The organism is Pseudomonas sp. CDFA 610 (assembly GCF_021147865.1).
GTDB classification, from domain to species: domain Bacteria; phylum Pseudomonadota; class Gammaproteobacteria; order Pseudomonadales; family Pseudomonadaceae; genus Aquipseudomonas; species Aquipseudomonas alliivorans.
Genome location: NZ_JAGTPM010000011.1, coordinates 233,617 through 252,793, shown reverse-complemented (window position 1 = coordinate 252,793; position 19,177 = coordinate 233,617). Strand labels below are relative to the sequence as shown.

The following is a 19,177-nucleotide window of genomic DNA, read 5'->3' as shown; positions in this document are numbered from 1 at the left end:
TGATCGAGTTCTGATGACTCGATAAACATCCAGCGAAAGATGACATAGGAGAAATCGGCGTTATGCCGGAACAGTCGTTTAAAAAAGTACGAAATTTCCTCTAGGGCTGAAATTCACGACTTTCAACACTTATATTTTTCCAGACACTGCATTAGCAACCAGATTTGAAAGGCCGCTATTCGGGTCGAGTTCGCGTCCCCCGTGCGGTCCAGATATTCCAGGGAAGTGAAGCATGTTGCGTCGTCGCATGCTGATAATGCTGGGCGTTGTGACGTTCGTCGTGCTTGCGCTAGCGGGTTACAAAGCGTTTTCCATTTACCGGTAGATTCAGCCGTTCAGCGCGCCGAAGCCACCTGTCAGCGTGGCGGTGGTCAACGCTGTCGAGTTGCCCTGGCGATCATTTTTCTGGTGCTGGCGGCGCAGTTCGAAAGCTTCCGCGACCCTCTGGTAATTCTGGTGAAGGTCCCGCTGTCGATCTGCGGGGCCTTGATCCCGCTGTTTCTGGGGTTTTCGAGCATGAACACCTATACCCAGGTCGGGCTGGTGACCTTGATCGACCTGATCAGCAAACAAGGCATTCTGATTGTCGAGTTTGCCAACCAGTTGCGTCGGCACAAGGGACTGCTGGCGAGGGAAGCTGTAGAAGAAGCTGCGGAAATTCGTCTGCGTCCGGTCTTGATGACAACGGCGGCAATGGTATTCGCAATGGTGCCACTGCTACTGGGAAGCGACGCCGGAGCGGTCAGCTCCGCCGTACATTGACCCTCTGCCAAACGATAAAGGCCCCGACAAGGGGCCTTTCAGGTCAAAGGAGTTTTCAATTTTTCGAACCGGTACCCTGTGCCAGGCTGTACATCAGGAGCAGCAGATCATGATCGGGCTTCACTGCTACTTGACTCTTGATTGCACGAGGCAAAGGGCAATGCCCTTCTCCGTGCTGGACACTCAGGATCTTCGTGCCCGGTTGTTCAAGCGCCGCCATGGCGACTGTTGCAGTCGCCAACGCCGCGAACACGAACAAACCTCTAGCCATTTCGAGCTTCATGACTCTAAACCTTTGATAGAGCTGCCAAACGCCGCCTGGTAAAAATAGACTAACTTCTGCCAGTCTGCGGCACTGAATGACGAATGGCGTCTGAGTTGCTTCATGTCATGCTGCGCGGCCCCATAGGCTGTCCAGCGACGGCGACCCTTTTCCAGGTCAAGCAATGCAACCTCGGGTCTGGCCTGGGCACCCTCGCCGGTAACACGCACAAAAATATGCTTGATATAAAGACAGCTGTGCTGCCAACGCCCCAAATGCATGCGTGCCAGCGTTTTACCGATTTCGCTCAGCATTTGCTCGTACAACAGTTCGCCGTATTGCTCGCGACCACCTGCAGCAAGCCATTTTTCGAACTCTTCGAATCCTTCGAGGGCCTCGGTTACCAGAAGCGCACGCCATTCGTTTTCGGTGCGCTCGGCTCCGCAGAACACGATCTGCGGCACCCCGACGCCCAGCCTGTTCAGACCTTCAAGCGCATCACGCTCGCGAAGTACGGTCGGGCGTCCAAACGGGTGCAACCAGCTGCGGTAGATATGGCCGGTCTGCCGTTTGCTGTAGAGCGTCTGTCCATCGTCCGTGACCAACCGTTGTACGCCGCTCTCGCCACCACGCCGCACGTTGGGCTCTTCAACCCATTCGCCTCGCTGGCTCCAAAAGTGACTGAACCCGTTCTTTCCCGGGTTCACAACCGGTTCCCTCAAGGACTGCAGACCCATCTATTCACCTTTTACGCAATACATAGACTCGCCACATGGCGTACATCGGCAGGAAGTCCATTCGCTTCTGAATGCGAAATCCTGCCTCTTCAAATTCGGTTTCTGCGGTAGTGACCGGTAACACAAAACGGTTCTGGTAACTTTCCTGCCCATTTTTCTCGTGACGCTGGCTCTCGAGTCTTCTGCGCTTCCAGGCCTTGAAATTGCCATCCACCCACAATGAGACAATGACACTGTCGCGGGTAACGCGCTGAAACTCCCGTAACAGAGCCATTCGGTCGCTCGATTGCCCGACGTGGTGCAACAGACGCATACAGAAGATACTGTCTACAGCGTTGTCAGGCAGGTCGATTGCAAAAGCAGATGTCTGCAAGGGTCGTACCCTTTTCACCACATCAGCCGGTTGAGACTCACAGGCGGTTCGCAGCATGTCGGCGGAGTTGTCCGCTCCAATGATGGAACGATTGGGCTTTTCGGCCAGCAAGGGCCAGAACCGACCTGCCCCGCATGGAAGATCCAGTACCAGACCGGGATCTCCGACCATATGCAGCGCCTTTCGTGCCAATTGTTCGTCGCGATAATGAGACAACTTGCGCCATAGACCGTCCTGATGTTTCTCCAGGTACTGGCGAGCGTGGTCCTTGTCGTACTTACGGGAAAACTCAAGTTCAATGCGGTCGCTCATAAGAGCATCTCCTGACGTTAATGGCAGCCAAATTAGTCAGGCTGCCGTCATCGCCAGGTCATCTGAATGTGAAAAAAACGTCACATTGACCAGTTAAATGTTTCCAGAGTTTACAGGTACTTGCGTGCCATGTGCGCCGCCTCTGGTCAGAGCGCGGCGTGCACGAGAGGAGTCCGGACGGACATTACGGCTTGACGATGTCCAGCGTAACCTTGAAGCGGCACCCGTGGGGCTCCATCGGAGTCAGGCTGACGCTCCACCCCTGGTTGGCACAGATACGCTGAACCAGCGACAGACCGAGCCCCAGGCCTTCGCCACGCTGCTCGTTACCCCGCACGAAGGGTTCGAACATGGCTTCGCGTTTCTCTTCCGGGATACCGACACCGCTGTCTTCGACGACGAAACTTTCGGACTGCAGTGTCAGCGTAATGAAACCGTGGTCGGTGTAGTGCAGGGCATTGCGCAGCAGATTGCCCATCACGGCATGAAGGAACGTTGCGTTGTAGCGAATCTCGGAGACCTGACCTTCGGGTGGCGGGTTGTACGTTAGCGTGAGCCCTTTGCCCTCTATCGGGTCACGCCATTGCGAGATCAGTTGCTCAGCCACGCCTACCAGCGTCGCCTTGGGCGTCATGGCCGGGTCCTCGCGTTGCGTGCGGGCGAGCATCAGGAAGGTCTGGACCAGATCACGCATCTCTTCACAGGCACGTGCGATGCGCTCCACCTGACGGCGCGCACGCTGGTCAAGTGCCGGGTTTTCGAGCAACAGTTCGCAGGAGCTGGCCAGCACCATCAACGGTGTACGCAGCTCATGACTCACGTCGCTGGTGAACATCCGCTCGCGAATCAATGCCTGGCGCAGACGCCCCAGCGTGGCATCGAAGGCGACGGCCAGTTCACCCACTTCGTCTGCGGCATAGTCAGGGGCCAGAGGCGGTGCCAGGCCCAGCAACTGGTCACGATGGCGGACCTGTCTGGCGAGCCGCACAACCGGCGCCATCACGCGTCGGGCAAGCACCCAGCCCAGGAAGACGGCCAGCGCCAACGCGAGTACGAAGCCCACCAGCACTACTGCGAACAGCACGCGCTCGCGCTCTTCGAAATCGCTCTGATCCTGCAGCAAGGCGTAGTGACGGCCATCGACCACTTCGATCATCGCGTGATAGGACAACGGCCCGCGAAATACTTCGTGAAAGCCGGGCTCGAGATGACGCAAGTCCTTGGGCAGGTCGAAGTCGCCGGGACCGTTGGTGAAGTAGAACAACTGGTCAGGCTTGGGCCGATGGCTCCAGTCGCTGACGCTGTCCATCAGCATGAGGCGGTTGAGATCGCCGCCCAGACCTGCGGAAATCAATTTCTCTTCAACCAGGTGAACGGTGGAAATAATGCCGATTGCAAAGGATCCGGCGACCAGCGCGCTCATCAGGGCAAACGCGATGATGATCCGCTGGGCAAGGCTCTGTTTAAACTCCATCCCGGCCCTCGGCCAAGCGGTAGCCCACACCGTGTACGGTTTGCAGCAACGGCTTGGAAAACGGTTTGTCGATCACCTGACGCAACTGATGCACGTGACTGCGCAGGCTGTCGCTGTCAGGACAATCATCACCCCACAACGCTTCTTCAAGAATTTCACGACGCAACACGTGCGGGCTTTTCTGCATCAATACCGCGAGCAGCTTGAGACCGACCGGGTTGAGCTTGAGCATCCGCCCTTCCCGTGTCACCTCAAGCGTGTCGAGATCGTAGATCAGATCGGAAACCTGCAAGGTGCGACGCCCGCCACCCTGGGCTCGACGCAGCACAGCTTCTATGCGCGCCGCCAGTTCGGACAGGGCGAATGGCTTGAGCAGGTAGTCATCGGCGCCGGAACGAAAGCCCTGCAGGCGGTCATCGAGCTGGTCACGTGCGGTCAGCATGATCACCGGCGTGTCACGACGAGCGTCTTCGCGCAGCCGTTTGCACAGGGTGTAACCGTCGATACCGGGAAGCATGATATCCAGCACGATCAAATCGTAATGTTCGGTGGCAGCCAGATGCAGTCCCGAGAGGCCATCCTGTGCGCAATCGACGGTGTAGCCTTTCATGCCCAGGTAATCGGCCATGTTTGCCAGGATGTCGCGGTTGTCTTCAACCAGAAGAATTCGCATGGAGCACTCTCATATGCAATTTGGGCTGGCGCAGCTTAAGACGAAGTGGACGTCAGGGCCAGCGCCGAAATGGCCTAACGATTTTTTCATCTAGAATTCACAACTTGCGTGACACACTCCGAAACAAAATTGCCGCAATTCATGACTGCGGCCCGTCTTCCACTGAACCGGATTTGCCATATTGAAAGCCGCCTCCCCGCCATACTCCCGTCCGCTCAACCTCTGGATATACTTGGGCATACCTGCCGTCACCGCCCTGATACTGGTTCTGCTGGAACTGACCTCAGTGGACATGGACCTTGCCAGACTCGCCTTCGATCCGGCGACCGGTGCGTTCATTGGCAGGCACAGCTACTTTCTGGAAGACGTGCTGCATGATCGCGCCAAACAAGTGGTGATGGCGATTGGAGTACTGGCGATGATCAGCTTCGCTGCGTCCTTCAAGGTCGAGCGCATGATGCCGTGGCGTCGTGAACTGGGGTGTCTGGTGCTGTCGATGGCCCTTGCCACCGGTTTCGTGACACCGCTCAAGGTCGCAACCTCCGTACAGTGTCCCTGGAGCCTGACCGAGTTCGGTGGCCAGGAAACCTACAGCGAACTGCTCAGCCCGCGACCGGCAACCGACAAGCCCGGTCGTTGCTGGCCGGGCGGTCATGCGGCTACCGGTTTTACCCTGTTCGCCCTGTTCTTCATGTTTCGCGACCGCAAGCCACGTCTGGCCAAAGCCGGGCTGATACTGGCATTCACGCTGGGGTCGATCTTTTCGGTGGGTCGTATGCTGCAAGGGGCGCACTTTCTGTCGCACAACCTGTGGACGGCGGTGTTCTGCTGGTTGATATGTCTGGGGGTTTATTACTTCGTGCTGTACAGACCTGAACGCCGCGAACCGGCAGTTCAGCTCTCTCGCTGACGTTTCACCTCGTCACACCAAAGCTTGCTTCACACTGATCGTGCCCATCGCTGCGCGTCACAAATGGCACAGATTGCGGACACTTTGACAGAGTAACGTAAGCAAACTCCTTCGCTCTGGTTCCGGCCCCGGCTTCGCCGGGGTTCCTTCGTCCTGACACTGATTCGGTGGTGTTCGCACTATCGCGTTGAGAACGCATGGCAGCGCTGCTGCCTCAATGACGTGTCAGTTAGCGTGTGTGACGAAGAACGTCGACCTACAGACCAGCCATAAAAAAACCCCGCACAAGGCGGGGTTCTTTATGAGGCGTGTCGCTTGAGGGGTAAAGCCGGCTTACATCATGCCGCCCATACCACCCATGCCGCCCATATCCGGCATGCCGCCGCCTGCTGGCTTGTCTTCAGGCACGTCAGCGATCATCGCTTCAGTGGTGATCATCAAGCTGGCGATCGAGGACGCTGCCTGCAGAGCAGAGCGAGTGACCTTGGCCGGGTCCAGGATACCCATTTCGATCATGTCGCCGTACTCACCGGAAGCAGCGTTGTAACCGAAGTTACCCGAACCCTGCTTGACCTTGTCGACTACAACGCTTGGCTCGTCGCCGGAGTTGGCAACGATCTGGCGCAGCGGTGCTTCAACAGCACGACGCAGCAGAGCGATACCGACGTCCTGATCAGCGTTGTCGCCTTTCAGGCCTTCGATGGCCTGCAGGGAGCGAACCAGAGCAACGCCACCGCCAGGCACCACGCCTTCTTCGACGGCTGCGCGGGTTGCGTGCAGGGCGTCTTCAACGCGGGCTTTCTTCTCTTTCATTTCGACTTCGGAACCGGCGCCGACCTTGATCACCGCAACACCGCCGGACAGCTTGGCCAGACGCTCTTGCAGCTTCTCTTTGTCGTAGTCGGAGCTGGTGTCACCGATTTGCTGGCGGATCTGAGCGATGCGCGAGTCGATGTCGGTTTTAACGCCAGCACCGTCGATGATGGTGGTGTTTTCTTTGTTCAGCACAACGCGCTTGGCATTACCCAAATGTTCCAGGGTAGTGGTTTCCAGGCTCAGACCGATCTCTTCGGAGATAACGGTACCGCCAGTCAGAACGGCGATGTCCTGCAGCATGGCCTTGCGACGGTCGCCGAAGCCTGGAGCCTTGACGGCTGCAACCTTCACGATACCACGCATGTTGTTCACAACCAGAGTCGCCAGGGCTTCGCCTTCAACGTCTTCGGCAACGATCAACAGTGGACGACCTGCCTTGGCGACTGCTTCCAGAACCGGCAGCATTTCGCGGATGTTGGAGATCTTCTTGTCAACCAGCAGCAGCAGCGGGCTGTCCAGCTCGGCAACCATGGTGTCCGGCTTGTTGATGAAGTACGGGGACAGGTAACCACGGTCAAACTGCATGCCTTCAACGACAGACAGTTCGTTTTCCAGACCAGAACCTTCTTCAACGGTGATGACGCCGTCTTTGGTCACTTTTTCCATGGCTTCGGCAATGATGTCGCCGATGGAGTGATCAGAGTTCGCAGAGATGGTACCGACCTGGGCAATTGCCTTGGTATCGGTGCATGGCTTGGACAGCGACTTGAGCTGAGCAACGATGGCGATGGTGGCCTTGTCGATGCCGCGCTTCAGGTCCATCGGGTTCATGCCGGCAGCGACGGCTTTCAGGCCTTCATTGACGATAGCCTGAGCCAGTACGGTAGCGGTGGTAGTACCGTCGCCCGCGTCATCGTTGGCACGGGAAGCAACGTCTTTTACCAGTTGCGCGCCCATGTTTTCGAAACGGTCTTTGAGTTCGATTTCCTTGGCAACCGACACACCGTCTTTGGTGATCAGCGGAGCACCGAAGCTCTTCTCGATGATGACGTTACGGCCTTTCGGGCCCAGGGTCGCTTTTACTGCGTCAGCCAGGACGTTTACACCGGCGAGCATTTTTTTGCGGCCAGAATCGCCGAATTTAACTTCTTTAGCAGCCATGATCATTATTCCTTGAATACTTTGTAGTAACGGAAATCAGCGCGAGCACTCAGCCTTCGATAACAGCGAGAATCTCGTTCTCGCTCATCACCAGCAGGTCTTCGCCGTCTACTTTCACAGTGTTGCTGCCGGAATAAGGGCCAAACACCACTTTGTCACCCACTTTCACGGCCAGCGCACGTACTTCACCGTTGTCCAGCACGCGGCCGGTACCAACAGCGACGATCTCGCCACGGTTTGGCTTTTCGGCAGCCGAACCTGGCAGAACGATACCGCCGGCAGTTTTCGTTTCTTCTTCGCTGCGACGGATTACGACGCGGTCATGCAGAGGACGAAGCTTCATTGTCGATCTCCTGATTATGGTTGTTGAGCGTCCGGTGAATGCACCGGCCTGTTATAAATTCCGGACTTGCCGGTTACGGTTCGACGCGCGAACCGCAGAATACGGTCTGGCAATCAGGCCAGAAACCTTGCGGTGACCCATACATAAGGGCGGGCAAGGTTATTACAAGGCTTGGGCAAGAAAATTTTTGCAGCCTGACAGAGCCCGCAAACGAGCGCGGCACCCGAAGGTGCCGCGCAGCGAAGGTATTGAAGGGGTTATTTGTCCCGGTGCTCGAACTCACCCTCGATCACGTCGGGCTCGCGGGTAGGCTGGTGAATTGCGTGCGTGCGGCTGTTCGCCGTTTGCTCGTCGGCACGGCTCTGCAGATCATCGGCGAAGGCGCGCTGGCGCATGGCCTGAGCCTCGGCGCGTTGACGTACCTTGCTGATCAGCAACCGGCGAGTCACAGGCAACAGGCAGATCACGCCCAGAATGTCACTGATGAAGCCTGGCAACAGCAGCAAGCCACCGCCTACCGCAACCATCAGGCCTTCGAGCATCTGCTGGGCAGGCAGCTCTCCACGGGAAAGGCTTTCACGGGCACGCAGAGCCGTGGCGAAACCCGCCACGCGCATGACGAAAAGTCCCAGCATCGATGTCGCCAGGACCAACAGGAACGTCCAGAGAAAACCAATGGACATGCCGACCCGAACCAGAATGAACAGTTCGAGTACCGGAAAAAGTAAGAACATCAGCAAAAAAACACGCATCAAATCAGTTCCTCAGCGCAAGGGTGCCTTGCAAGTAGACCGTATGTGATGTCAGAAAGTCGTTAATTCAAGCATGCTTCCCGTCAATTACCGGCCATTTTTCTGCGTGAGCCAGTTGGACCAAGGCCTCACGGACTTGTGTCGGTGTATTACAAGGCTCGCGAAATGCCAACCAATAAAGGCTGTTCGAGATACGCAGGTGCATGCCTTCGCTGTCGATGCCGACCAGTTGCGCGGGTTCGCTTCGTGGCAGGCCCGACAATTCGACGTAGTGGGCAATGGCCTTGGCATGGTCCTGGTTCATATGCTCGACCATGCCCGTTTCGATCTTGCCGGCAAACGGATTATCCAGCACGACCTCGTCCAGCCAGTGGATGGCGCCGAAGCCGCCGATGTACCGGAAGCGAACAGGATCAAGCACCCAGAAATCGAAATCGTGAGCCGTGTGATAACTCTGCGACTCGGGGAAGAATCGGTAGTACCGTCGTGCTGCAGCTTCAATCGCATCAGGATCACTGAGCTTTTCAGCCTGCGCCATAACCGTCACCCGAGCGACCGCCTGCACATCCTCGGCGCCCCGCTCGCCCACCAGCACCGAGCATCTGGGATCAAGCGTCAGATTATGAGTGTGCTGAGCGATGCGGCTGATCAGTATCAATGGACGACCCAGATCATCCAGGCAGTAAGGCACAACCGAACCGAACGGATATCCCGGCATGGACTTGGAATGCGTGGACAAGGCAGCTCTGTACTCCTTGAGCAGCAAGTGCCTGGCATCCTTAGAGGCTTTCGCGCTCATCATGTGACCCCTTATAACGTTTGTGTCGAGTTGAAGACGAACGCGCGGAAACAGAATATAACGTGCTCTGGCAACGGCACCTGAACTCATCTCGAATGAGTCATGCCGTGAAGACAATCAGCGGATTGGGCACGCACATGGAATTGAAAGACAAGCTAATAATAATCACCGGCGCGGGCCAGGGTCTGGGCCGCGCAATGGCCGAACACCTGGCCGGCAAAGGTGCGAATCTGGCGTTGGTGGATCTCGATCAGGAAAAGCTCGACCAGGCGGTTGCAGCTTGCCAGACACAAGGCGTGCAGGCGCGGGCCTACCTGTGCAACGTCGCGAATGAAGATCAGGTCGTGGAAACCGTAGGCAGGATCGCCGAGGATTCCGGGGCCATTCACGGATTGGTCAACAACGCGGGCATCCTGCGAGATGGTCTGCTGGTCAAGGTCAAGGACGGCGTCATGACCAAACTGAGCCTGGCTCAGTGGCAGTCGGTCATTGACGTCAACCTGACCGGTGTCTTCCTGTGCACGCGCGAAGTGGCAGCGAAGATGATCGAGCAGAACAGTCAGGGCGCGATCATCAATATCTCGTCGATTTCACGCGCGGGAAACATCGGCCAGACCAACTATTCAGCCGCCAAGGCCGGTGTAGCCGCAGCAACCGTGACCTGGGCACGGGAACTGGCGCGTTACGGCATCAGGGTCGCTGGCGTGGCACCCGGCTTCATCGAAACCGAGATGACCGGCAGCATGAGGCCCGAAGCACTGGAGAAGATGACGTCCGCCATCCCGCTCAAGCGCATGGGCAAGCCTGACGAAATCGCCCACTCGGTGGCTTACATTCTGGAAAATGATTATTTCAGCGGACGCATCCTGGAGCTGGACGGCGCGATGAGAATCTAAACGGCGGTGTGATTGGCCAGCGACGCGCCTGTAAGCGCGTCACTGGTCTCTTGCTTACCAGGCGACGCCGAAACCTGCCGTGTAGCGTGTCTTGTCGACATCACCATTGCTGGAGCCGCTGATGACGTCTTTCTCGGCCTTGAGGTTAAGCGAGGCCCATTCGGTGACCTTGTAGCGCAGCCCCGCCTCGACATCCAGCGAGTAGTCCGCAACGCCACTCAACGGTTTGCCCAGCTCGCCGTTGGTGAAGAACTCGACCTTTTTGCCGATCAGGTAGCGGTTGTAATCCCAGGTACCAGCGACCGAATAGAAGTTTTCCTTCTCGTCGTTGGAAAACTCGAAGTCCGTACGGTTGAGCAGTGCACCGACCTTGAAGGCACCCAGCTCATCATCCCAGAACTGGTAACCGGGACCCGTACCGACAACACGCTGGCGGGACAGGTCTTCGATCTTGTCGCGCTTGTAGGTAACGCGGGCATCCCAGAAGAATTTCTCGGTCAGGAAGCGGTCGATCGAGTACTCGGCGCTCCAGTTGTCGGTGCCGACCACATCGTCTGTCGTCTCGCGGTTGTATTCGCCTCTGGCGTTATGTCGCCATTGACCGTGACGCGCCGATGTCTTGAAGGCGACGTTGTAGTCATTGGTGTCGTTCTCGGCCTGCTGGAAGTCCAGCGCAGCGTCGATATTGCCCTTCCAGACCAGATCGGTGATGACCGGCTTGGGCTTGATGATCTGTTGAATGCTCGCCAGTTCGACGGTCTTGGGCGCTTCGCCATTGGCCAGAACCACTTTGCCGTCATCGGACGCTTTTAGTGACTTGGCAACTTCGCCGGTGTACTGGTCCTGCTTGACCAGCAATGGCTGGTCGCTTTCCAGCGTCTTGACCTTTTTCCAGTCAATCGGAATGGCACCGCCATATTCGGTCTGCAGCAGCAGTTTACCGCCGTCGAAAACCTTGATGGTACCGGTCAGTTTGTCGCCGTTCTTCAACCATACGGTATCGGCAAGCAAAGGAGTGGAGGCAGCGGTGAGGGCAAAACACAGAAGGGTTCTGGACAACATAAGCGACGACTAGGCTCTGTTTGGCGGAAAATCGGGCATCATCCCGCTGGAAAAAAGTCAAGGCAGTCCACGGACCCCCGAACACAGGTATCACTGACCACCAGATCCGTCTGTAGTTCCAGGAAACGACAATCAATCTCGTTTTATACAGGATAAGCATGTGACTGACCCCGTTTCAGAGCAAAACGACCCCAGCGGTCTTTCACCCGCCGACGCACGGCGCACAGCACTTTATCTGACCCTGGCTCAGGTGCCGGAGGGAAAAGTGGTGAGCTACGGGCAACTGGCGGAACTGGCCGGGCTTGGCAAGGCGGCCCGCTGGGTAGGCCGCACCTTGAGCCAGTTGCCGCCGGGTTCGGCGCTTCCCTGGCACCGTGTCCTGGGTGCCGGTGGCAGGCTGAGTCTACCGCCCGGCAGCCCCTCCGGTGACGAACAGCGCGCCCGTTTGCGTACCGAAGGCCTTACTATTCTGAACAATCGGGTTGATATGCAGCGTCATGGCTGGCGCCCCATGTAGTTCAACGGTTAGAGTGCGCCCTTTGTTTTCGTAAACTGAGGCAGATTCCAGCCCATGCCCCGTAAAACCTGGCGCGCCGCGCTCGCCGCATATGCCAGCCCATCGACTTTAGTGTTGTTGCTGCTCGGATTCGCTGCGGGCATGCCTTACATGTTGGTCTTTTCGACGTTATCCGTCTGGTTGCGTGAAGCTGGTGTCGCTCGCGAAACCATCGGCTACGCCAGCCTGATCGGTCTTGCCTACGCCTTCAAATGGGTCTGGTCGCCACTGCTCGATCAATGGCGCCTGCCGCTGCTCGGCAAACTGGGCCGTCGCCGCTCCTGGCTGGTGCTGTCCCAGACCCTCGTGCTGCTGGGCCTGATCGGTATGGGTTTCTGCGATCCGCAGCAACATCTGTCCTGGTTGATCGCCATCGCTGTGGTCGTGGCCTTCGCGTCCGCAACCCAGGACATCGCGATCGATGCGTATCGCCTGGAAATCGCCCAGGACACTCAGCAGGCCGCGCTGGCCGCCAGCTATATGTCCGGCTACCGCGTTGCTGCACTGCTGGCGACCGCAGGCGCACTGTATTTCGCCGAAGGCTTCGGCTCGACCGGCTTCGCTTACAAGCACTCGGCCTGGACCGGCACTTACGTGCTGTTCGGCCTGCTGATGCTGCCTGCACTGATCACCACGCTGATCATGCGAGAGCCGCCAGTACCGTTGCGCACACAGCTGTCGGCAGCGCGCTACGGATTTACTCACCAATTGGCCTCTGTCTTCGTTCTGATCGTGCTGCTGGTGTCGGTCCCGGCAATGTTCACCCAGCTCTACAACACCGATTTTGCCAGCGTGCTGTTCGGAGGCACCAGCTGGATGGACTTGCTGCTGGAAGACCGGGCCTTCCTGCGCGCGATCCTCTATACCCTGCTCACCATCGGCTGCCTGTCCTCGATGGGACGTCGCGGCCTGGCGCCGGTCCTGACCCCGATCAACGACTTTATCATGCGCTATCGCTGGCAGGCCTTGCTGCTGCTGGGGCTGATCGCCACCTATCGCATGTCGGACACGGTCATGGGCGTCATGGCCAACGTGTTCTATATCGACCAAGGCTTCACCAAGGATCAGATCGCCAGTGTCAGCAAGATCTTCGGCCTGGTCATGACGCTGCTGGGCGCAGGTGTCGGCGGCCTGCTGATCGTGCGTTTCGGCATCATGCCGATTCTGTTCATCGGTGGCCTGAGTTCAGCGTCCACCAACATCCTGTTTCTGCTGCTGGCAGACATGGGGCCGAACATCAAAATGCTGATCCTGACGATCTCGCTGGACAACCTCAGTTCAGGCCTCGCGACCTCGGCGTTCGTGGCCTACCTGTCGAGCCTGACCAACCTCAAGTTCTCGGCGACCCAGTACGCCCTGCTCAGCTCGATCATGCTCCTGCTGCCGCGTCTGATCGGCGGCTATTCGGGGGTGATGGTGGAGAAGTTCGGTTATCACAACTTCTTCCTGATCACCGCCCTGCTCGGCGTACCGACGCTGGTGATGATCATTCTGCAGTGGAGCAAGGACGCCAAAGGCATGAAAATCGAAGAACCTGCTCAGTCACCGACCATTGACAAGCCTTGAGGCCGACGAGCCTTTTCCGCGCACGATACTAAAGGAACGATATTGAACACCGCAAAAAAACCAAGCTTCAACCAATACCTGATGCTTGCCCTGATCGGGCTGGGTATCTGGGTGCCTGTGGTCTGGACCGCGCTGGCGTATGCCGCCTCGAGCGCCGCCGAGCCGATGACGGTTGGCAGTGCCATCGTGCTGCTAGGACAGCTTGAGATTTTCGCGATCATTTTTCTGATCGTCTATGCGTTCTGCTTCAAGCCGTGGAGGCTCTCGACAGCGCTGCGTTTCGGGTTTTTCCTGAACGTGCTGGGTGCAGGCATCGCGGCGGTCGGTATCGTAGTCGCGCTGGCCAACCTGTAACGGACACGCGCACATCAAAAAGCCCTGGCTCGCGAGAGACAGGGCTTTTTGTTTGCTACCAGCAGTTACTCCTGAACGACCCGCATCATCCGCTGCGGCGCGGGAATATCGATACCTGCGTCTTTCAGACGATCACGCGCTTCGATATTGAACAGTGACACCACATCGCCAAAGTCACCGGTCTTGGTCCAGACCCGCAGCGACAGAGTGATCGCATTTTCACCCAGCGCCGCGACAACGGCCTGCGGAGCAGGATCTTCGAGTACGCGCGGGTCCTTTGCCATGTCCAGCAGGACTTGCAAGGCTTGCTTCAGGTCCGCGTCGTGGCTGACACCAATGTCGAACACGACCTTGCGGGTCGGCTGGCGGTTGGTGTTGGTGATGATGCCGTTGGACAGATTGCCATTGGGCATGATCACGGTGCGGTTGTCACCGGTACGCAGCACGGTGTGAAAGATCTGAATGCTGTCGACCGTCCCTGCCACGCCCTGCGCTTCGATCCAGTCCCCGATACGGAACGGACGAAACAGCAGAATCAGCACGCCGCCCGCAAAGTTCGCCAGGCTGCCCTGCAAGGCCAGACCGATGGCCAGACCGGCCGCACCGATGGCCGCAACGAATGAAGTGGTTTCGACGCCGATCATCGACGCGACACTGACCACCAGCAGGATCTTCAGAATGATATTGGCCAGGCTGCTGACGAAGCCTTGCAACGCCAGATCTGCATGTCGTCGCGCCAACAGGGCGCCTAGCTTGCCGGTCACTTTGTTGATCAGCCACCAGCCGATGCACAGCGTAACGAGCGCCAGAAGCAGGCGACCGCTGTACTGCATGATCATCGGAATCCAGGCCTGCGACGCTTGCCACAGGTGACCGACTTCTGCATTTAAATCCATCTTTATCTCCTTAACCTGACGAACCGGTGTCGATGGACAGCCACGGCTGTCGTTTCAATGCACAGGGCGATTCGGACTGGCCGGGCAACCCTTGGTTCCCCGGTCAGCGCTGCAAATCGTCAGTCACGGAAGTTGTTGAACTGCAGCGGCATGCCCGAATCGTAGGCGCGCAGGGCTGCGATGGCTTCCTGCAGGTCGTCACGCTTCTTGCCGGTGACACGCACCTGCTCGCCCTGAATGGCGGCCTGGACCTTGAGCTTGGCTTCCTTGATGTGAGCGACGATCTTCTTCGCCAGCTCCTTGTCGATGCCTTCGCGCAGGATGACTTCCTGCTTCATCAACTTGCCGGAGGCGTAGGCGTCCTTGATCTCCAGGCACTTGGCGTCGATCTTGCGCTTGACCAGTGCGAGCTTGAGGATCTCGATCATGGCTTCAAGCTGGAAGTCTGCTTCAGCGGTCAGGCTGACAGTCAGTTCCTTGAACTCGAACGTCCCCTTGCCTTTCAGGTCGTAGCGACGGTCCAGCTCCTTGATGGCGTTGTCGACGGCATTCGTGACTTCGTGCTTATCCAATTCGGACACTACGTCGAACGAGGGCATGTATGTTCTCCAATTGAACGGCGCGCACGGCAATCAACGGCGCGCATGACTTGACGGTATGAAAGAACGCTCATTATAACGAGACTTTTCCGGCCTTCACTGTGAGCCTTTCATGTCGAATACTGATTTCACTGCTTTAGGGCCGCGTTTGTCCTTGAAGGCCGACAACTGATGGCGACGACCTGGCACGTATTGGGCGCAGGCAGTCTGGGCAGTCTTTGGGCTGCGCGGCTGGCCAGGGCAAACGTGCCGGTACGCCTGGCGCTGCGTGACGCCGCCCGTGTGGCCGCGTATCAGGCCAGCGGCGGCTGCCTGACCTTGATAGAAAACGATGCGGCCCGTTCGTTCCCGGTACCTGCACAAGCCCTGGACGATCAGACGCCGATCGCTCGTCTGCTGGTGGCCTGCAAGGCCTATGACGCCGAACAGGCCGTGGCGCAACTGGCGCACCGTTTGACGGCCGACGCCGAGGTGATCCTGTTGCAGAACGGCCTCGGCAGTCAGGACGCTGTCGCAGCGCGAGTGCCACATGCGCGCTGTATCTTCGCCTCGAGCACCGAAGGTGCGTTCTGCAAGGCCGACTGGCAGGTGGTCTTTGCCGGTCATGGCTTCACCTGGCTGGGTGATGCCGCGAACCCTGCCCCACCGTCGCTTTTGAAGGACTTGCATGCCAGCTCGATTCCTCATGAATGGACACCGGATATTCTCACGCGCCTTTGGCGCAAGCTGGCGCTCAATTGCGCGGTAAACCCACTGACGGTGCTGCACGATTGCCGCAACGGCCAATTGCTGGAGCATCACTGTGAAGTCGCCACGCTCTGCGCCGAACTGACCGACCTGTTGCACTGCTGTGGTCAGCCAGCGGCCGCTGTGGACCTGCACAGCGAGGTGGTGCGGGTCATCAAGGCCACGGCAGCGAACTACTCATCGATGTATCAGGACGTGGTGCATCAGCGGCGCACCGAAATCAGCTATCTGCTGGGCTACGCCTGTACGGCGGCGGCGCGACATCGCTGTCAGGTGCCGCACTTGCAACAATTGCAGACGCGGCTGGTCACGCATCTGGCAAGCAAGGGTTTGCGTACTGACTAGCCCGCGCTACCCTGCTTGCTCCACTTGCCACTGCGACCTGCCCCATGCCTTTGCGCCAACGTCTGGAAAACCTGCCTGTCGGCCAGAAGCTGCTGGCCGCCCTGCTGGTTCTGATGACCACTGTCCTGCTGGTCGCCAACCTGACCTTCATCAGCGCGGCCTATTACATTTCCCAGGAAGCCATGGCGCCGCAGGCCTTGCAGACCATTGGCCGCCTGATCAGCAGCGCCAACCTCAATGAAAACGCGCTGAACTCACCCGACGACGCGCGTGCATTGCTGAGGGAGCTGAAAAGCTACGGTCCGTTGCGGGCGGCAGCCATCTACGACAACGATGGCGAGCGGCTGGGACAAGTGCAGCAAGGCGAAGGCCTTGAGCTGCCTCATCACTTCAAAGACCTTGAAAGCTGGCGCCTGACCGAGTTTCGCAGCACGCAGGTCATCACCGTGCCCAAAGGCGACGCGCCGCCGGGCCACCTGCTGCTGGTCGCCAGCAGTGAACTGCCGCCCGCGTTTTACACCGGCACTCTGACTGCAAGCCTGGGTATTCTGGTGTTCAGCGTCTTGCTGTGGCTGGTCGTGGCCCGGCAGATTCGTCGGCTGATCACCGAGCCCATCTACCAATTGGAAGAATTGTCCCGCCAGGTCACTCGCGAAGAGAACTATGCGCTGCGCGCCGAACCTGGCAACGAAGATGAAATCGGCAGTCTGGCTGAAGCGTTCAACACCATGCTGTCGCGTATCGAAGCACGCGAGCAGCAACTCAAACGCGCCCGCGACGACTCTCAGGAAGCCTACGATCAGGCACAGGGTCTTGCCGAGGAAACCCGACATACCAATCGCAAGCTCGAGCTTGAAGTTCAGGTACGCAGCAAGATCGAAAAGAAGCTCACGGGTTTTCAGAATTACCTCAACAGCATCATCGACTCGATGCCCTCGGCCATGATCGCGCTCGACGAGCAGCTGTACGTGACGCAGTGGAATCAGGAAGCCAGCGCGCTTTCCGGCACAACCCTGGACGAGGCGATGAACCAGCCGATCTTCATCGCCTTCGAGCCGATGCGCTCGTTTCTGCCGCAGATCAAACACACTGTTGAACGACACAGCGTGACCAAGATCGAGCGCGTGACCTGGATCAAGAACGACGAGCCGCGCCATTACGCGCTGACCTTCTACCCGCTGACCGGCGATGCGGGCCGTGGTGTGGTTATACGGATTGATGACATTACCCAACGCATCTCGCTGGAAGAGATGATGGTGCAGTCGGAAAAAATGCTTTCGGTTGGCGGCCTCGCAGCAGGCATGGCGCATGAAATCAATAATCCGTTGGGCGCGATCCTGCATAACGTGCAGAACATACGCCGGCGTCTGTCGCCCGACCTGCCCAAGAACATCGAACAGGCCGAGGCTGACGGGATTGACCTGGCCGTGGTGAATCACTACCTGACCAGCCGCGAAGTGCCGCAGTTGCTGGATGGCATTCAGCAGGCGGGCGCGCGGGCAGCGAAGATTGTCAGCCATATGCTCAATTTCAGCCGTCTGAGCAACCGTCAGCTCTCGCCCTGCGACCTGCCCGCGCTGATTGATCAGGCCGTGGAAATCGCCAGCAACGATTTCGACCTGACCATCGGATTCGACTTCAAGGGCCAGCACATCATCCGCCAGTTCGATCCGGAGCTGGGACCGGTGCCATGCATTGCCAACGAACTGGAACAAGTGCTCCTCAATTTGCTGAAAAACGCCGCTCAGGCGATTCATCAACGGCCCGATGGCGAGGATGAGGGACGCATCATCCTGCGCACTCGACTCAATCCGCCGTGGGCCGAAATTCAGGTGGAAGACAACGGCATCGGCATGTCGGAAAACGTGCGCAAACGCACCTTCGAGCCGTTTTTCACCACCAAGGAGATCGGTCAGGGCACTGGACTGGGCCTGTCGGTGTCGTACTTCATCATCACCAACAATCACAAGGGCCAGATGGAAGTGCAATCTTCCGTCGGCAATGGAACCTGCTTCACGCTGCGCCTGCCGCTGATCGCCAATCAGGTGAATGTGCAGCAACAGGTTATTTCCAAGCTATGACCAGGAGCCACTGAATGGGCTTTCGTTTGTCGAAAATCTACACACGTACCGGCGATGCCGGGGAAACCGGTCTGGGCGACGGCCGTCGAGTGTCAAAGGATCACCCACGCGTCGAGGCCATTGGCGAGGTCGACACCCTCAACAGCCAGCTTGGTCTGCTGCTCGCCGGGCTTATCGAACAGGCGCCGAGTGTGTCCGGGCTCAACGAAGTGATCGACGTTCTGGCCCCCTGTCAGCACCGCCTGTTCGATCTTGGCGGCGAGCTGGCAATGCCCAGTTACAAGGCCCTGAACAGCGCTGAAGTTGAGCGTCTCGAGGCGGCGATTGATGTCTGGAACGAAGAATTGGGGCCGTTGGAAAACTTCATCCTGCCTGGCGGATCAGCGCTGATTGCACAGGCTCATGTGTGCCGCAGTCTGGCCCGCAGTGCCGAGCGTCGCTGCCAGCATCTGAATGCGGTAGAACCGTTGGAAGGGTCTGGGCTGGCGTACATCAACAGATTGTCAGACCTGCTGTTCGTCGCAGCCCGGATAATTGCCCGGCGACAAGGCATCGCTGAGATCCTGTGGCAGCCTGCGCCAAAGCCGGAGTAAGGCTGCACCAGACTGCTGATCGCGCCCATGCTCTGGTGCGCTCTGCGCATTCAAGAACGAACGCGGCACATCCTGAGCGGCGTTACCACGCAGAGACGTGGTAACGCT

The 19,177-nt window shown here is 58.1% G+C and carries 20 protein-coding genes and 2 pseudogenes; 10 read left to right on the top strand and 12 right to left on the bottom strand.

The genetic code is table 11. From position 1 onward, the window contains the following. Positions 1-232: 232 nt before the first annotated feature. Positions 233-400 (top strand): annotated as a pseudogene (locus KDX39_RS21425) (efflux transporter periplasmic adaptor subunit); the annotation flags it as partial. Beyond that, a pseudogene (locus tag KDX39_RS21420) lies at positions 385-747 on the top strand (efflux RND transporter permease subunit); the annotation flags it as partial. The pseudogenes KDX39_RS21425 and KDX39_RS21420, both read left to right, overlap by 16 nt. Positions 748-817: 70 nt before the next feature. Here KDX39_RS21420 and KDX39_RS21415 read toward each other — a convergent pair. The 5 genes from KDX39_RS21415 to colR all read right to left on the bottom strand — a co-directional run bounded on the left by KDX39_RS21415 (position 818) and on the right by colR (position 4,593). Continuing rightward, positions 818-1,045, bottom strand: coding sequence for a hypothetical protein (locus KDX39_RS21415; RefSeq protein ID WP_231661716.1), 228 nt, complete (start codon positions 1,043-1,045; stop codon positions 818-820). Beyond that, entirely contained in the window at positions 1,042-1,761 is a 720-nt protein-coding gene (locus tag KDX39_RS21410; protein ID WP_231661715.1) for a lipopolysaccharide kinase InaA family protein, read from the bottom strand. Before KDX39_RS21410 ends, KDX39_RS21415 begins: the two co-directional genes overlap by 4 nt. Positions 1,762-1,765: 4 nt before the next feature. Then, on the bottom strand, positions 1,766-2,446 hold the full coding sequence (locus KDX39_RS21405) for a class I SAM-dependent methyltransferase (RefSeq protein WP_231661714.1): 681 nt from the start codon (positions 2,444-2,446) through the stop codon (positions 1,766-1,768). Positions 2,447-2,630: 184 nt separating this feature from the next. Further along, positions 2,631-3,920, bottom strand: coding sequence for a sensor histidine kinase (locus KDX39_RS21400; protein WP_099226277.1), 1,290 nt, complete (start codon positions 3,918-3,920; stop codon positions 2,631-2,633). Continuing rightward, the gene (gene colR, locus KDX39_RS21395; protein ID WP_004881475.1) at positions 3,910-4,593 is read right to left on the bottom strand and encodes a two-component system response regulator ColR; all 684 of its coding nucleotides are present in this window, start codon (positions 4,591-4,593) and stop codon (positions 3,910-3,912) included. The genes KDX39_RS21400 and colR overlap by 11 nt, the downstream gene beginning before the upstream one ends. 232 nt (positions 4,594-4,825) lie before the next feature. Here colR and KDX39_RS21390 point away from each other — a divergent pair, with 232 nt between their 5' ends. Further along, positions 4,826-5,503, top strand: coding sequence for a phosphatase PAP2 family protein (locus tag KDX39_RS21390; RefSeq protein ID WP_269439957.1), 678 nt, complete (start codon positions 4,826-4,828; stop codon positions 5,501-5,503). A 333-nt stretch (positions 5,504-5,836) separates the two neighbouring features. On the opposite strand, the gene groL is transcribed toward KDX39_RS21390, so the two are convergent. The 4 genes from groL to KDX39_RS21370 form a co-directional block, all read right to left on the bottom strand. Further along, positions 5,837-7,480, bottom strand: a complete 1,644-nt coding sequence (gene groL, locus KDX39_RS21385; RefSeq protein WP_099226279.1) for a chaperonin GroEL — start codon at positions 7,478-7,480, stop codon at positions 5,837-5,839. Between the two features lie 49 nt (positions 7,481-7,529). Further along, on the bottom strand, positions 7,530-7,823 hold the full coding sequence (locus KDX39_RS21380) for a co-chaperone GroES (protein ID WP_004881479.1): 294 nt from the start codon (positions 7,821-7,823) through the stop codon (positions 7,530-7,532). A gap of 257 nt (positions 7,824-8,080) precedes the next feature. Continuing rightward, complete coding sequence (locus KDX39_RS21375) at positions 8,081-8,575, bottom strand: FxsA family protein (protein ID WP_004881480.1); 495 nt, start codon at positions 8,573-8,575, stop codon at positions 8,081-8,083. A gap of 67 nt (positions 8,576-8,642) precedes the next feature. Further along, a complete protein-coding gene (locus tag KDX39_RS21370) occupies positions 8,643-9,374 on the bottom strand; it encodes a HugZ family pyridoxamine 5'-phosphate oxidase (protein ID WP_231661713.1) in 732 nt (243 codons plus the stop codon). A 137-nt stretch (positions 9,375-9,511) separates the two neighbouring features. On the opposite strand from KDX39_RS21370, the gene KDX39_RS21365 reads away from it, so the two are divergent. Then, positions 9,512-10,270, top strand: a complete 759-nt coding sequence (locus tag KDX39_RS21365) for an SDR family oxidoreductase (RefSeq protein ID WP_231661732.1) — start codon at positions 9,512-9,514, stop codon at positions 10,268-10,270. 54 nt (positions 10,271-10,324) lie between these two features. On the opposite strand, the gene KDX39_RS21360 is transcribed toward KDX39_RS21365, so the two are convergent. Beyond that, positions 10,325-11,332, bottom strand: a complete 1,008-nt coding sequence (locus KDX39_RS21360; RefSeq protein ID WP_099226281.1) for a DUF481 domain-containing protein — start codon at positions 11,330-11,332, stop codon at positions 10,325-10,327. A 160-nt stretch (positions 11,333-11,492) separates the two neighbouring features. On the opposite strand from KDX39_RS21360, the gene KDX39_RS21355 reads away from it, so the two are divergent. The 3 genes from KDX39_RS21355 to KDX39_RS21345 are packed head-to-tail and all read left to right on the top strand — an operon-like array spanning position 11,493 to position 13,808. Beyond that, entirely contained in the window at positions 11,493-11,849 is a 357-nt protein-coding gene (locus KDX39_RS21355; protein ID WP_184321157.1) for an MGMT family protein, read from the top strand. Positions 11,850-11,903: 54 nt separating this feature from the next. Continuing rightward, positions 11,904-13,454, top strand: a complete 1,551-nt coding sequence (locus KDX39_RS21350; protein ID WP_184321160.1) for an AmpG family muropeptide MFS transporter — start codon at positions 11,904-11,906, stop codon at positions 13,452-13,454. Between the two features lie 42 nt (positions 13,455-13,496). Beyond that, positions 13,497-13,808 carry a hypothetical protein gene (locus tag KDX39_RS21345; RefSeq protein WP_371321840.1) on the top strand — a complete coding sequence of 104 codons (312 nt, stop codon included), beginning with the start codon at positions 13,497-13,499 and terminating at the stop codon, positions 13,806-13,808. A 65-nt stretch (positions 13,809-13,873) separates the two neighbouring features. Here KDX39_RS21345 and KDX39_RS21340 read toward each other — a convergent pair whose 3' ends face one another. After that, positions 13,874-14,704 carry a mechanosensitive ion channel family protein gene (locus KDX39_RS21340; RefSeq protein WP_099226285.1) on the bottom strand — a complete coding sequence of 277 codons (831 nt, stop codon included), beginning with the start codon at positions 14,702-14,704 and terminating at the stop codon, positions 13,874-13,876. A gap of 119 nt (positions 14,705-14,823) precedes the next feature. Continuing rightward, on the bottom strand, positions 14,824-15,303 hold the full coding sequence (locus tag KDX39_RS21335) for a YajQ family cyclic di-GMP-binding protein (RefSeq protein WP_099226286.1): 480 nt from the start codon (positions 15,301-15,303) through the stop codon (positions 14,824-14,826). A 171-nt stretch (positions 15,304-15,474) separates the two neighbouring features. Here KDX39_RS21335 and KDX39_RS21330 point away from each other — a divergent pair, with 171 nt between their 5' ends. Genes KDX39_RS21330 through KDX39_RS21320 form a run of 3 tightly spaced genes read left to right on the top strand, consistent with a single transcriptional unit; the run spans position 15,475 to position 19,069 of the window. After that, positions 15,475-16,395 (top strand): putative 2-dehydropantoate 2-reductase, encoded by a 921-nt coding sequence (locus KDX39_RS21330; RefSeq protein ID WP_231661712.1) that lies wholly within the window; start codon positions 15,475-15,477, stop codon positions 16,393-16,395. A 44-nt stretch (positions 16,396-16,439) separates the two neighbouring features. Next, positions 16,440-18,476 carry a sensor histidine kinase gene (locus tag KDX39_RS21325; protein WP_231661711.1) on the top strand — a complete coding sequence of 679 codons (2,037 nt, stop codon included), beginning with the start codon at positions 16,440-16,442 and terminating at the stop codon, positions 18,474-18,476. 14 nt (positions 18,477-18,490) lie between these two features. Further along, positions 18,491-19,069, top strand: coding sequence for a cob(I)yrinic acid a,c-diamide adenosyltransferase (locus KDX39_RS21320; protein WP_231661710.1), 579 nt, complete (start codon positions 18,491-18,493; stop codon positions 19,067-19,069). The last annotated feature ends 108 nt before the right edge of the window (positions 19,070-19,177 follow it).

Bases quoted from the DNA above. Each gene is read 5' to 3' on its own strand.
- KDX39_RS21415 (WP_231661716.1), bottom strand. From the start codon at position 1,045: ATGAAGCTCGAAATGGCTAGAGGTTTGTTCGTGTTCGCGGCGTTGGCG.
- KDX39_RS21410 (WP_231661715.1), bottom strand. From the start codon at position 1,761: ATGGGTCTGCAGTCCTTGAGGGAACCGGTTGTGAACCCGGGAAAGAAC.
- KDX39_RS21405 (WP_231661714.1), bottom strand. From the start codon at position 2,446: ATGAGCGACCGCATTGAACTTGAGTTTTCCCGTAAGTACGACAAGGAC.
- KDX39_RS21400 (WP_099226277.1), bottom strand. From the start codon at position 3,920: ATGGAGTTTAAACAGAGCCTTGCCCAGCGGATCATCATCGCGTTTGCC.
- colR (WP_004881475.1), bottom strand. From the start codon at position 4,593: ATGCGAATTCTTCTGGTTGAAGACAACCGCGACATCCTGGCAAACATG.
- groL (WP_099226279.1), bottom strand. From the start codon at position 7,480: ATGGCTGCTAAAGAAGTTAAATTCGGCGATTCTGGCCGCAAAAAAATG.
- KDX39_RS21380 (WP_004881479.1), bottom strand. From the start codon at position 7,823: ATGAAGCTTCGTCCTCTGCATGACCGCGTCGTAATCCGTCGCAGCGAA.
- KDX39_RS21375 (WP_004881480.1), bottom strand. From the start codon at position 8,575: ATGCGTGTTTTTTTGCTGATGTTCTTACTTTTTCCGGTACTCGAACTG.
- KDX39_RS21370 (WP_231661713.1), bottom strand. From the start codon at position 9,374: ATGAGCGCGAAAGCCTCTAAGGATGCCAGGCACTTGCTGCTCAAGGAG.
- KDX39_RS21365 (WP_231661732.1), top strand. From the start codon at position 9,512: ATGGAATTGAAAGACAAGCTAATAATAATCACCGGCGCGGGCCAGGGT.
- KDX39_RS21360 (WP_099226281.1), bottom strand. From the start codon at position 11,332: ATGTTGTCCAGAACCCTTCTGTGTTTTGCCCTCACCGCTGCCTCCACT.
- KDX39_RS21350 (WP_184321160.1), top strand. From the start codon at position 11,904: ATGCCCCGTAAAACCTGGCGCGCCGCGCTCGCCGCATATGCCAGCCCA.
- KDX39_RS21340 (WP_099226285.1), bottom strand. From the start codon at position 14,704: ATGGATTTAAATGCAGAAGTCGGTCACCTGTGGCAAGCGTCGCAGGCC.
- KDX39_RS21335 (WP_099226286.1), bottom strand. From the start codon at position 15,303: ATGCCCTCGTTCGACGTAGTGTCCGAATTGGATAAGCACGAAGTCACG.
- KDX39_RS21330 (WP_231661712.1), top strand. From the start codon at position 15,475: ATGGCGACGACCTGGCACGTATTGGGCGCAGGCAGTCTGGGCAGTCTT.
- KDX39_RS21325 (WP_231661711.1), top strand. From the start codon at position 16,440: ATGCCTTTGCGCCAACGTCTGGAAAACCTGCCTGTCGGCCAGAAGCTG.
- KDX39_RS21320 (WP_231661710.1), top strand. From the start codon at position 18,491: ATGGGCTTTCGTTTGTCGAAAATCTACACACGTACCGGCGATGCCGGG.